The sequence below is a fragment of the Amycolatopsis sp. QT-25 genome (assembly GCF_029369745.1).
Classification (GTDB): Bacteria; Actinomycetota; Actinomycetes; order Mycobacteriales; family Pseudonocardiaceae; genus Amycolatopsis.
The window spans coordinates 258,406-270,648 of record NZ_CP120210.1; the positions used below are offsets into that span (position 1 = coordinate 258,406).

General features: G+C 68.6%; 13 protein-coding genes and 1 tRNA gene. 5 read left to right on the top strand and 9 right to left on the bottom strand.

Annotated elements, in window-relative coordinates; genetic code table 11:
- Positions 1-36: 36 nt before the first annotated feature.
- Complete coding sequence (locus P3102_RS01235; protein ID WP_276365825.1) at positions 37-1,014, bottom strand: NAD(P)H-quinone oxidoreductase; 978 nt, start codon at positions 1,012-1,014, stop codon at positions 37-39.
- 80 nt (positions 1,015-1,094) lie between these two features.
- Between P3102_RS01235 and P3102_RS01240 the strand changes: the two genes are divergently transcribed.
- Positions 1,095-2,636, top strand: a complete 1,542-nt coding sequence (locus P3102_RS01240) for a M28 family metallopeptidase (protein WP_276365827.1) — start codon at positions 1,095-1,097, stop codon at positions 2,634-2,636.
- Positions 2,637-2,732: 96 nt separating this feature from the next.
- Here P3102_RS01240 and P3102_RS01245 read toward each other — a convergent pair whose 3' ends face one another.
- Complete coding sequence (locus tag P3102_RS01245; protein ID WP_276365828.1) at positions 2,733-3,659, bottom strand: neutral zinc metallopeptidase; 927 nt, start codon at positions 3,657-3,659, stop codon at positions 2,733-2,735.
- A 535-nt stretch (positions 3,660-4,194) separates the two neighbouring features.
- Here P3102_RS01245 and P3102_RS01250 point away from each other — a divergent pair.
- Entirely contained in the window at positions 4,195-4,698 is a 504-nt protein-coding gene (locus P3102_RS01250; protein WP_276365830.1) for a MarR family transcriptional regulator, read from the top strand.
- Here the strand turns inward: P3102_RS01250 and P3102_RS01255 are convergent.
- On the bottom strand, positions 4,688-5,830 hold the full coding sequence (locus P3102_RS01255; protein WP_276371577.1) for a DUF6596 domain-containing protein: 1,143 nt from the start codon (positions 5,828-5,830) through the stop codon (positions 4,688-4,690). The two genes, P3102_RS01250 and P3102_RS01255, sit on opposite strands and share 11 nt — an antisense overlap.
- 8 nt (positions 5,831-5,838) lie before the next feature.
- Positions 5,839-6,246, bottom strand: a complete 408-nt coding sequence (locus P3102_RS01260) for a YciI family protein (protein WP_276365831.1) — start codon at positions 6,244-6,246, stop codon at positions 5,839-5,841.
- Between the two features lie 262 nt (positions 6,247-6,508).
- On the opposite strand from P3102_RS01260, the gene P3102_RS01265 reads away from it, so the two are divergent.
- Positions 6,509-8,296, top strand: coding sequence for an RICIN domain-containing protein (locus P3102_RS01265; RefSeq protein ID WP_276365833.1), 1,788 nt, complete (start codon positions 6,509-6,511; stop codon positions 8,294-8,296).
- 76 nt (positions 8,297-8,372) lie between these two features.
- Here the strand turns inward: P3102_RS01265 and P3102_RS01270 are convergent.
- From P3102_RS01270 to P3102_RS01280, 3 genes are all read right to left on the bottom strand, one after another.
- Positions 8,373-8,461: transfer RNA gene (locus P3102_RS01270), tRNA-Ser, on the bottom strand.
- A 74-nt stretch (positions 8,462-8,535) separates the two neighbouring features.
- Positions 8,536-8,862, bottom strand: coding sequence for a DUF4190 domain-containing protein (locus P3102_RS01275; RefSeq protein ID WP_276365834.1), 327 nt, complete (start codon positions 8,860-8,862; stop codon positions 8,536-8,538).
- A 28-nt stretch (positions 8,863-8,890) separates the two neighbouring features.
- Entirely contained in the window at positions 8,891-9,178 is a 288-nt protein-coding gene (locus P3102_RS01280) for a DUF2277 domain-containing protein (protein ID WP_276365836.1), read from the bottom strand.
- A 95-nt stretch (positions 9,179-9,273) separates the two neighbouring features.
- Here P3102_RS01280 and P3102_RS01285 point away from each other — a divergent pair, with 95 nt between their 5' ends.
- The gene (locus P3102_RS01285; RefSeq protein ID WP_276365838.1) at positions 9,274-10,236 is read left to right on the top strand and encodes an Ldh family oxidoreductase; all 963 of its coding nucleotides are present in this window, start codon (positions 9,274-9,276) and stop codon (positions 10,234-10,236) included.
- Here P3102_RS01285 and P3102_RS01290 read toward each other — a convergent pair.
- Both P3102_RS01290 and P3102_RS01295 read right to left on the bottom strand, forming a co-directional pair.
- The gene (locus P3102_RS01290) at positions 10,233-10,451 is read right to left on the bottom strand and encodes an RNA-binding S4 domain-containing protein (protein WP_005149665.1); all 219 of its coding nucleotides are present in this window, start codon (positions 10,449-10,451) and stop codon (positions 10,233-10,235) included. The genes P3102_RS01285 and P3102_RS01290 overlap by 4 nt on opposite strands.
- 7 nt (positions 10,452-10,458) lie before the next feature.
- Positions 10,459-11,220, bottom strand: a complete 762-nt coding sequence (locus P3102_RS01295) for a serine protease (protein ID WP_276365842.1) — start codon at positions 11,218-11,220, stop codon at positions 10,459-10,461.
- 146 nt (positions 11,221-11,366) lie between these two features.
- On the opposite strand from P3102_RS01295, the gene P3102_RS01300 reads away from it, so the two are divergent.
- Positions 11,367-12,191, top strand: coding sequence for an SDR family NAD(P)-dependent oxidoreductase (locus P3102_RS01300; RefSeq protein WP_276365844.1), 825 nt, complete (start codon positions 11,367-11,369; stop codon positions 12,189-12,191).
- Positions 12,192-12,243 lie beyond the last annotated feature (52 nt).

Genomic DNA, 12,243 nt, shown 5'->3' on the forward strand with positions numbered 1-12,243 from the left:
CCCACCGCCACCGACGGACAGGCTGCGCCTGACTCGTCAGGATTTCGCGGCGAGCAGCACCTTGCCGAAAACCGTGCCCTCCTCCAGCGCGCGGTGCGCGGACGCGGCTTCGGCCATCGGGAGGACCTGGCCGACGATCGGCTTCACCGAACCCTGCTCCACCAACGGCCACAGCCGCTCGCGGACGTCGGCGACGATCGCGGCCTTCTGCTCCAGCGGCCGCGACCGCAGCCCGGCGGCGTACACGCTCACGCGTTTGCCCAGCAGCTTGCCGATGTTCAGTTCGCCCTTGACGCCGCCCTGCATGCCGATGACCACCAGCCTGCCGTCCGCTTTCAGCGCGTCGATGTTGCGGTCGAGGTACTTGGCGCCCATGTTGTCGAGGATGACGTCCGCGCCGCCGGTCTCGGCGCGCAGGATCTCGACGAAATCCTTTTCCTTGTAGTTGATCGCGAGGTCGGCGCCGAGCTGGCGGCAGCTCTCCAGCCGGTCTTCCGAACCCGCCGTCACCGCGACCGTCGCGCCGAGTGCCTTGGCGACCTGGATCGCGTGCGTGCCGATGCCGCCCGCCCCGCCGTGGACGAGCAGGACGTCGCCTTCGGACAGCTTGGCGTGCATCACCACGTTCGCCCATACCGTGCACGCGACTTCGGGCAGTCCGGCGGCGGCGATCAATTCCACTTCGGCGGGCAGCGGAAGCAGTTGTCCGGCCGGGACGGCGACCTTTTCCCCATAGCCGCCACCGGCGAGCAAAGCACAAACTTCGTCGCCGATTCGCCAGCCCTCGACGCCTTCGCCGATTTCGGCGATCGTACCCGAACATTCGAGTCCGAGAATTTCGCTCGCCCCCGGCGGCGGAGGGTAGTGGCCCTGGCGTTGCAGCAGGTCAGCGCGATTGACCGCGCTCGCGGCGACCTCGATGACGACTTCGCCCGAACCCGCTGCCGGATCGGGCATCTCTGTCCATTCGAGAACATCGGGATCGCCGGGCTCACGGATGGTGATCGCGTACATACTCCCGACCTTATCCCGGTGTCGTAAAGTCCGCCGAACGTCGGTTGACCTGTGGCGCGAACCACATAAGGGTGACGCTCATGTCATATTCGCGAAGAAGCATTTTTCCCTCGATCGTGGTGATGGCCACCGCCGCGCTCACGGTCGGAATGGCTCCCGCTGCGACGGCCACGACCGGGCCCGACGGTCCCGCGCTGGCCAAGCAGCTCGTCAAGAAGGTCGACGTCGGCAACGTCAACCGGCACCTGATCGCGCTGCAGCGGATCTCGGACGCGAACGGCGGCCGCCGCGCCGCCAGCACCGAAGGGCACAAGAAGTCCGCGGAGTACGTCGCCACGAAGCTGGAGCAGGCGGGCTTCGCGGTCACGCGGCAGGAATTCCCGTTCACCTACGCGGAAACCGTCGCGGAAGAGCTGACGGTCGCGGGCGCCGACGTCCCGATCATCATCATGTCCTACAGCCCGTCGACGCCCGCGGGCGGAATCACCGCCCCGCTCGCCGTGGTCCCGGTCGACGACACCAGCGGCTGCGAGGCCACGGACTACGCCGGTGGGGTCGCCGGCAAGATCGCGCTGATCCAACGCGGTGGCTGTTCCTTCGCGCAGAAGCAGGCGACCGCCGCCGAGGCGGGCGCCGTCGGCGCGATCGTCTACAACAACGTCCCGGGCCCGGTCAACGGCACCCTGGGCGACCCGGCCGCGGGCAAGATCCCGACCGGCGGCATCAGCCAGGCCGACGGCCAGGCACTCGCCACCAAGGCAGGCTCCCCGGTCACCCTCGACCTGCGCGCCTTCCTGGAAGAGCGGACCAGCTACAACGTCGTCGCCGAGACCAAGACCGGTCGCAAGGACAACGTCGTGATGCTCGGCGCCCACCTCGACAGCGTCACCGAGGGCCCCGGCATCAACGACAACGGCACCGGTTCCGCCGCGCTGCTGGAGACCGCGTTGCAGCTGGGCAGCAAGCCCAAGGCCAACAACGCCGTCCGCTTCGGCTGGTGGAGCGCCGAGGAGTTCGGCCTGGTCGGCTCGACCCACTACGTCAACTCGCTGAGCTTCGAAGAGCAGCTCAACATCGCGCTGTACTACAACTACGACATGATCGGCTCGCCGAACGCGGCGTACTTCGCCTACGACGGTGACAACTCCGACGGTGACGGCGCGGGCGCGGGCCCGTACGGTTCCGCGCAGCTCGAGAAGACCCTCGTGGACTACCTCCAGCAGGGCAAGGGTGTCCCGGTCGAGGGTACGGACTTCACCGGTCGCTCCGACTACGGCCAGTTCATCGCGGTCGGCATCCCGGCCGGTGGCCTGTTCACCGGCGCCGAAGGCGTGAAGACCGCCGCACAGGCCGCGAAGTGGGGCGGTAGCGCCAACGTCGCCTACGACAAGTGCTACCACCAGGCCTGCGACAACCTCGGCAACGTCGACCGCGTCGCGCTCGAGCGCAACTCGGACGCCGTCGCCTGGGCGCTGGGCGTGTACGCGACCAGCACCGCGAACATCAACGGTGTTTCGGGTGCCTCGGCCACGAAGGCGAAGGCCCTTCGCGCGGCCGAGCGGTCTCAGCAGCGGAGCATGACGGCTTCCGTCCACGCTGACGACCACCACGTCGCCGCGTAGTCGCTCTCTCAAGTGCAATGAAGGGGCCTTTCATCGCAAAATTTGCGATGAAAGGCCCCTTCATTGCGTCTTTGGGGTGACGCGCGGCCCAGGAACTCAGCCCAGGCTGTTGGTCGCGAAGGTGTCGCACCGCGCCGGCTGGCCGGTCTCGAAGCCGGTGGTGAACCACTTCTTCCGCTGCGCCGAAGTGCCGTGGCTGAACTGCGACTCGTCGACCCGGCCGCCGCCGAGTTTCGACTGGATGTAGTCGTCGCCGATCCGCGAAGCGGTGTCCAGCGCGGAGTTGATGTCCTCCTGGGTGACCTCGCTGATCAGCGGCCGTCCCGTCTCGGTCGGCGTGGTCGTGGCGTGGTTCGCCCAGACGCCGGCGTAGCAGTCGGCCTGGAGTTCGAGCCGCACCGAACCCGACGTCGGCCCGCTCCCGGTGCCCTTCTTGGACACTCCGGTGAGGTTCTGCACGTGATGGCCGTATTCGTGGGCCAGGACGTACGCCTCCGCGAACGGCCCGCCCTGCGCGCCGAACCGGGTGCGGAGTTCGTTGAAGAAGGCGAGATCGATGTAGACCATGGAGTCACCGGGGCAGTAGAACGGCCCGACGTCCGAAGTCGCGCTGCCGCAGGCCGTGTTCACGCCGCCGTTGAAGAACTTGGTGACGGCCTTGCGGTACGTCGAGCCGGACCGCTGGAACTCCTGTCCCCAGTAGTCCTGGATCGAGTTGATCGTGGCGACGACCGCGCAGTCGTGGTTCCGATTCGCGTCCGCGCCGGTCTTGCACTCCTGCGAAAGCGACGTGTTGTCCGTCTGCTGCCCGGAACCCACGTCGCCCAAGCCGCCGAGCCCGCCCGTGGGCGGATTCAGGCTGACGCCGCCGAACTGGGCCATGAGGAAGTAGATGACGAGGCCGACCACGCCGAGCCCGCCGCCGCCGAGTGCCACCCGGCCGCCGATACCGCCGCCACCGCCACCGCCGCGCAGGTCCTCGACTTCGGAGGTGTCCAGGCCCGCGCCTTCGTCGAATCGCACGGGGGAAGCGTAACCGGAATGGGCCGGACATGCCTGGGTGCGGCCACGCAGCGCGGCCGCACCCAGAACTACCGAGGTTGTCTTGTATCGATCGCCGGTCGACCGCGATCACCAGGCCGACGCCGGGCACTGCCGAGGCGGTCGAAGAGGCCGCGAACCCGAAACAGGCCGGAGTGACGCCGCATGCGCCAGAAATGTCGTGCGCAGCCGAGATGCCCGCGCTCGTCGCTGTTCACAGTCGCGACCGACCCGGTTCGTTCCGTTCCGGTCGCGGGGACACAGCGGGCGGTCAACCGCGAGAATCACCCGCCATACCACCACCTGACCCTTCCCGGCTGGGAGCGAGTCCGGCGACCGTCCGTGGAGATCGCCCGTTACTTGCCCGACCATCCGCTGACAAGAAGAATGCGCCTTTTCGCGCCGAGTCTCAACCTTTTCGTAACCCTCCTTCGGGCGAATGTCCCGCCCGGTTTTCACCACCGAAAAGTGACCGGCGGGTATGCGCCCCGTGCGATCAACGCTCTACGCTGCGGGGATGGCGGTGGAGCAGAAGGAAGTGCGCTGGCTGTCCGAGCCGGAGATGGCGGCTTGGCGCTCGTACATCGTCGCCACCATGCGGCTGCGGCAACGCCTGCATCGCGAACTCTCCGAGCGGCACGACGTCACGCTCGCCGACTACGAGGTCCTGGTCTGCCTTTCGCTCCAGTCCGACAACCGGATGCGGATGACGGAGCTGGCGAGCATGCTCGGCTCGACCAAGAGCAGGCTTTCGCACCAGATGGTCCGGCTGGAGGCCGAGGGGCTCATCCGCCGCACCCGTGACCCGGCGGACAAACGCGGCGTCGTCGCGGAGATGACCGGACGCGGCGCGGAGCTGCTGGACGGTGCCGCGCCGACGCACGTCGAGGGCGTCCGTGAGCACTTGATCGACCTGCTGAGCCCCGAAGAGCAACAGGTGCTGGGACGGGCCTTCGGCCGGGTGCTGAAGCACCTGTCGGAGATCGACGGTCTGCCGAGGCTGCCCCCGGTCACTCCTTGAGGGCGTTGAGCCGTGCCGCTTGCCGCGTCAGGTGGGCGTGCTCGGCCAGGTTGGCCGCCTTTCCGGCGGCCTCGCCGTACAGCCGTGCCGCCGTCGCCAGATCGCCGTCGCGCTCGTGGAGGTACGCCGCCACCGCCGTGTACCTCGGCAAGGTGTCGTCCAGTTCCGCCAGCGCCGCCAGGCCCGCGCGCGGTCCGTCCGCCTCGCCGACGGCCACCGCGCGGTTGAGCCGGACGACCGGGTTGCCGGTCGACAGCACGAGTTCGTCGTACCACTCGACGATCTGCACCCAGTCGGTCTCCTCGGCGGTGGGCGCGTCGGCGTGGAGCGCCGCGATGGCGGCCTGCGCCTGGAACTCGCCCAGCCGGTCGCGTGCCAGCGCCGCTTGCAGGATTGCCACGCCCTCGGCGATCAGGCGCGTGTCCCAGGCACCCCGGTCCTGTTCGGCGAGCGGCACCAAGTCGCCGCCGGGAGTCGTCCTGGCGGCGCGCCGGGCGTGGTGGAGCAGCATGAGGGCGAGCAGCCCCCGCACCTCGGGATGGTCGATCGAGACCGAGAGCCGCCGGGTGAGCCGGATGGCCTCGGCGGCGAGGTCGACGTCGCCGGAGTAGCCCTCGTTGAACACCAGGTAGAGCACACGCAGCACGGTGGCGACGTCACCCGCCTGGTCGAACCGCACCGCGGCGACGGTGCGTTTGGCCCGGCTGATGCGCTGCGCCATGGTCGCCTCGGGCACCAGGTACGCCTGGGCGATCTGCCGGGTGGTCAGCCCGCCGACGGCGCGCAGGGTGAGCGCGACCGCCGACGAAGGCGTCAGCGACGGGTGGGCGCACAGGAAGTACAGCTGCAGCGTGTCGTCCACCGCGGGAGCGGGCCCCGGCTCCGGTTCCTCTTCGACGAGGTCCTCGCGACGCCGGCGGGCGGCGTCCGAGCGGGCCATGTCGAGGAATTTGCGCCAGGCGACGGTGACGAGCCAGCCCTTCGGATCCTTCGGCAGGTCGCCGGGCCGGCCGCGGACGGCCTCGATCAGCGCTTCCTGCACGGCGTCCTCGGCCGCCGCGAAGTCGGCTCCGCGGCGGACGAGGATTCCGAGGACGTTCGGGAGGAGACCGCGCAGCAGGGCCTCGTCCATCTCGGTGTTCACTCCGTGACGACGAGGGGTTCGCCCCACAACGGCCGCAGTTCGAGCCACTCGTGGATCGGCTTCCCGCCCGCGCCCGGAGCGGCCGACAGCTCGCCCGCCAGTTCGAGCGCCCGCTCGTAGCCGTCGACGTCGATCACCATGAAGCCGGCGATGAGGTCCTTGGTCTCGGCGAAGGGGCCGTCGGTGACCGGCGGCTTGCCCTCGCCGTCGTATCGGACGAAGGTGCCTTCGGGGGCGAGGGCCAGCTCGTCGACGAACTCGCCGGTCTCCTGAAGCCGGAGCGCGAAGTCCCGCATGTACTCGATGTGCGCGGTGATCTCGTCCGGCGCCCAGTGGTCCATCGGCACGTCGTTGACCGCCGCCGGAGCGCCGCGGTAGTGCTTGAGCAGCAGGTACTTCGCCATGACTGTTCTCCTCGATGAGGGTGGCGCGGCCGGGTCCGGCCGCCTTCATCGCCAGGGACGGAGCCGCGTGGGAGTTCTCGACATCGTCGGGAACAGTAATGCCGCCCGATGGCCGGGAACAGAGCGGGGACGACCGACGTCATCCAACCTCAGGCGGATCGATCGGAGAGAAAACTGCCCCTCAATGGCGTCTAGTGGTCTAGACATCCGATCTCTAGCCTTTTGCTGGCGGCTGATTTTCCCATCGCGAAAGGAAGAGCCCTTGTCCAAGGCAAAACGGCGATCCGCCGGCCTTCTGCTGACCGCCGGTCTCCTCTGCGGCTTGTTCGTGGGTGAGACCGCGGGGGCCGTGGCCTCCGACAACCCGGCGGCACCCGCCGTCAAGGACCACCGCCGGCCACTGCCGCCCGGCGCGGCCCCGGTGGCCCCGCTCGCCGCTTCCGTCGCCCAGGCGCAGATCGCCGCCAATCCGGTGGTCTGCGAGGGTGACGGGGTCTCCGGCAAACGCATCGAACTGGTCTACGTCCGTGAGGCCGGTCAGCCCGACCGGTACGCGACCGTCGTGCCGTCCCTGCGCGCCTACGCGTCCGGGATCGACGACTCGTTCAACGACAGCGCCGCGGCCACGGGCGCCAGCAGGCATCTCCGGTACGTGACGACCGCGGGCGCCGGCTGCCAGGTCGCCGTCGGCAACCTCGTGGTGCCCAACGGCACGTACACCTCAGGGGCGATCCGCGACGCCGCCATCAACGCCGGTTTCCACCACGTGGACCGCGACTACATGCTGTTCTCCGACAACCCCCACACCTGTGCCGGTACGTGGGGCGACAGCGACGATCAACCCGGTCCCGCCAACGCCTTCAACAACGGCAGGCACTACACGGAGATCGCCGTCCCCTGCTGGGGTGTCAACGGTGCGGCCCACGAGCTCGGCCACATGCTCGGCGCCGTCCTGCCGGGTGCCCCGCACTACCAGGGCGGCGGGCACTGCTCCCAGGAATGGGACCTGATGTGTTACGGCGACACCCAGTCCTTCGACTGCACGGAGCGCGATTTCGATCGGCTGCTGGACTGCGGCAACGACGACTACTTCAGCACGAATCCCACGCCCGGCAGCTGGCTCGCCACCCATTGGAACGTCGCCAACAGTGCCTTCCTGATCAAGAAGGACACCCCGGACAACGACGACGGCCACGCACGGGGCGGTAAGACGTACGTCATCACCGGCGCCAGTGGCAACGCCATCGACGTCGTGGGTTCGTCGACCGGTGGCCTCGTCGAACTCAGTCACCGGGCCCGCACGGATTCCCAGAGCCAGAAGTGGGTCCTGGGCTACAACACCGGTCTGCAACTCGTCAACGCCAACAGCCAGCTGTGCGCCGACAGCGCCCAGAGCGGGACGGCGCCCGGCACGCACATCATCCAGTACAACTGCAACGGCCAGAACGGCATGCGGTGGGCGTTCCAGCCGCTCGGCAACGGTCGCGTGGCGATCTTCAACTACCTGACGGGGTACGCGATCACCGAGGGAGGCGCGTATCCGGCGTCTCTCGTCCAGCAGCCCTACACCGGGGCGGCCAACCAGCAGTGGACCCTGAACCCCGTCGCGGACCCCGGCCCGAAGGCGAGCACGAAGTACTATCTCACCGTCGCGACCAACGGCAACAGCGCGGCCGTGGTCGGCGGCTCGTCCTCTTCCGGCGCGAAGATCACCCACGTGGCCAGGCAGAACGACAACGGCCAGAAGTGGAAGCTCACCGACGTGGGCGGCGGCTACTGGAGGATCTCCAACGAGCGGAGCGGTCTGTGCCTGCGACCGGTCTCCGGCAGTACCGCGGACGGCGCGCTCCTCGAACAGACGCACTGCGGTTCGGCGACCAATCAGCAATGGAAGCTGCTGCGGAGCGCCGACATGCGCTACGGCCTGGTGAACCGGGCGAGCCAGCTCGCGGTGCGGCAGGTGAACGACGGCACGGCTTCGCTCCTCGAACAACGGCCCTTCGTGGGTGGCCGTAGCGACGAGACCGTCTGGGCTCTCGTGCCCGCGTAAAACGCGAAGCTCCCCAGGGCCGTGGATTCCTCGGATTCGTCGGATTCATGGACCTGGGGAGCTCTGTCGTCAAGACTGGCGGTAGCGGTGGGATTCGAACCCACGGAGGACAGAGCCCTCGCATGTTTTCAAGACATGTTCCTTCGGCCGCTCGGACACGCTACCGCTGTCGAGGATATCCGAAGGGACTTCGGCAGGACGCTTCGGATGTAGTCGAAGCACGGCTTTCCGTCGAGTGCCTAGTCGAAGTCCCAGTCGGTCAGGATCCCGATGAAGACGAAGCCCGCCAGCAGGAGCACGATGATCGCGACGCCGATGTAGCCGATGATGATCGCCGCCAGCGCCATCCCCTGGCCGCCCGCTTCCCCGCGTTTGGCCTTGGAATGCGCGATATGCCCCATGATGACGCCGACGATCGAGGGCAGCCCGCTGCACGCGACGAGGCTGGCGATCGACACGACCAGTGCCGCGATCGCCAGCCCCTGGTCCTGCGGCGGTTGCGGCGGACCGTAGCCGTGACCCGGCTGCGGGTACGGCTGCCCGTAGGGATCCTGCGGATATGTCACCGGCTCACCGTAACCGGCGGAGATCGGATCAGGACGCCTGACTTTTCGCGGCCTTCGCCGCGATCCGCGCCTGGACCTCGGGACGGCGCAGCGGTGGCACCGTCGCCGGCGGCCGGCGGCGAGCGGGCAGTTCGGACAGCAGCCGCCTGGTGATCGCGGTGATCTCGGCGACGGCGGCCTCGAACGGCTCACGGGTGGCGTCGGACAGGCTCTGCACCCCGGACACCTTGCGGACGTATTGGCGGGCGGCGGCCTCGATCTCGTCCGGCGTCGCCGCCGGCTCGAGGCCTCGAAGCGTGGTGATGTTCCGGCACATGCCTCGATCGTACGTCCGCCCACCGACGTTTTCGGGTGCTTCGATCACACAGTCGGTTAGAAGCTGCCCCGGTTCGTTGACGCCGAAAAACGCGTTTGGGCAGTCTCGGCGGAGTGCCACTCAGACCCCGCTCTCTTCGCCGCGTGCCCGTCGAGCCGATCCCCGAACCGGCCAAGCCTTCCTCGATACCGGAACAGGTCTGGCAGCGCGTCCCGATCGACGCCCTGATCGACCTGGTCACCGAGATCTTCACCGCCCACGATCTGCCGTGGTCGCGGGCCAGGGTGGCCGCCGAGGCGGTGTGCCACGGCGATCTCACCGGAACACCGGAGTCCGGTGTCGCCGAACTGACCCGGCTGCATCTGCCCATGCTGGTCGACGGCATGGTGCGGCCGAGGGCCGAACCGCTGATGATCGCCGACCGCGGCGCCGCCGCCCTGATCGATTATCGCCGCGCGCCGGGGCTGTGGGCCGTCGGCGACGCGATGGACCGCGCGGTGTCGAGGGCGGGCAGGTACGGCGTCGGGCTCATGTCGGTCCGCGGCGTCGGGCCGTTCGGCCGTGCCGGGCACCATGCCGCGCGGGCGTTGCCGCACACCATGATCGGGCTCGTCATGGCGGCGGGTGGTGAGCTCGGGAAGGCCGCGAACCCGCTCGGGATGGCCGCCCCCGCGGGCGCGTACCCGGAGTTCGTCCTCGACTTGGACACCATCACCGACGCCGACAGCGCCGCCGTCGCCGGTTTCGCCCTGCTGGTGGAGATCTTCGCCGGGGTGCTTTCGGGCGTCGGCGACCACGATCACGACACCGGTCTCATGGTGATGGCCATCGCGCCGACGACGCTGCGCAGTGCCGACGGGTTCTACAAGGCCGCGAGCGCGTTGTTCGGCAGCCTGCTCGGCTGGGAGGGCGGCACGCCGGTCCGATATCCGGGCTGGCGTGAGGCGCAGTACCTCGAACAGTGCCAGGCGCTGGGCGTGCCGCTGAACGAGCCGGTGCACCGGGAGCTCGAAGAACTCGCGAGGGCGTTGCGCCTGGCGCCGTTGCAGGGCCGCTAGGCCAGGACGACGCGGCCGCCTTCGCCGCCGACCTCCACGACGTCGCCGTTCGTCAGCTGGCGGCCGCGCCGGACCTCCACCTCGCCGTTGACCGTGACCTCTTCGGCGTCGAGGAGGTCTTTGGCGTGCGAACCGTCTTCGGCCAGGTTGGCCAGCTTGAGGAACTGGCCGAGGCGGATCGGTTCGCCGGTGATCGGGACGTCGTGGATGCTCATGGGGAGATCATCCCCGTGCGTCCATCTTCCGGTACAGGGTGGCGACGTCGGTGTCGAAGTAGCTGCTGTAGGACGTGTCCGGATCGTCCCCGCCGTAAAGGTAGCCGCCGATCACGCCGACGACGGTGCCGAGTTCGGTCGCCGGGTCGGGGTCCACCACCCACGGGCCGCCGCTGGTGCCGGTGGTGAAGCCGGGGCAGCCGACGCGCAGCTGGTAGGTGTCGGCCTGGCTGCTGCTGCCGTGACAGACGACCGGCACCTCGCGTTCGTCGGGATACCCGGTCAGGGTGATCGAGTGGGCGAACCCGCCGCCCGTCAAGAGAGTGTTCGCGCCGGTGACGCTTTCGAGGGTCTTCGTGTTGCCGGCCTGATGCGCGGTCGCGAAGCCGACGTCGAGGTCCGGATCGGACGAATCGGCCCATCCCTCCGGGACCTGGGGATCGGAGACGTCCCAATAGCCGTATGGTGCGATGCCGTCGTGGTAGCCGGGCGCGAAGGAGATCCCCGTCGCGTACTCGCCGCCTTCGCCGTCGTGGAGGCAATGTGCCGCCGTGAGCAGGAGGTCGCCGGGAACACTGTGGACGACGCTGGCCGTGCAGAAATGCGACCCGTCGATGAAGAGCGCGCCGATCGCCGGGTTGGTCCGCGTGGCGACGGGGGTGGCGGCCACCGTCGCGGCGGTGTCGCCGGCGTCGGTCGCGACAGGCTGCGAGGCGGCGGAGCAACCGGACAGAACGACACAGAGCACGAGCAACAGGGCGCGGCGCATCGTCTTCCCTTCGCTCCTCCACGGCTGTCCGGTCACAGATCACCATAAGCGGCGCACGAACACAGCCCGAATCGATCAACGCACAGCAAGCTCACAGCCGTAGTATGTGTTACCTCGGGTAACACATCGAACGGTTGGGAGCGGGCATGAGGTCGTTCACGGACAAGGTCGTGGTGATCACGGGCGCGGGCTCGGGAATCGGCAAGGCGCTCGCGATCGAGCTGGCGGGACGAGGGGCCAGGCTGGCGCTTTCCGACGTCGACGCCGTCCGTGCGGCGGGCACCGTCGCGGAGTGCGAGAAGGCGGGCGTGACCGCGAAGGCGTACGCGCTCGACGTCGCCGACCGTGACGCCGTCCTCGCGCACGCCGAGGAGGTCGCCGTCGATTTCGGGGGCGCCAACGTCGTGGTGAACAACGCCGGGGTCGCGCTCGGGGCCACGGTCGAGGAAATGACCTGGAAAGACTACGACTGGCTGATGGGGATCAACCTCGGCGGCGTGGTCAACGGTACGAAAGCCTTTCTGCCGCAAGTGATCGCTTCGGGTGACGGGCACATCGTCAACCTTTCGAGTGTGTTCGGCTTCATCGGCGTGCCCACGCAGAGTGCCTACAACGCGGCGAAGTTCGGGGTGCGGGGGTTCACCGAGGCGCTGCGGCAGGAGATGCTGATCGCCCGTCATCCGGTCAAGGTCAGCTGCGTGCATCCGGGTGGGATCAAGACGAACATCGCCCGCGACGCGCGGGGTGGCGTCGACCGGGACATCGACAAAGCGGCCGAGGGATTCGAAAAGATCGCGAGGACGACGCCGGAGAAGGCCGCGCGGACCATCGTGCGTGGTATCGAACGGGGGACGGCGCGCATCCTGATCGGGCCGGACGCGTATGCCATCGACGCGATTCCGCGCGTGCTCGGCTCTTTTTACCAGCGGCCGCTCGCCCTGTTGGGGCGGCTGGGGATGAAGCGACTCTGAACGGAGTAACCCTCCGTGCTCCGGACGGCTCGGCATAACTCGATCGGGGTGC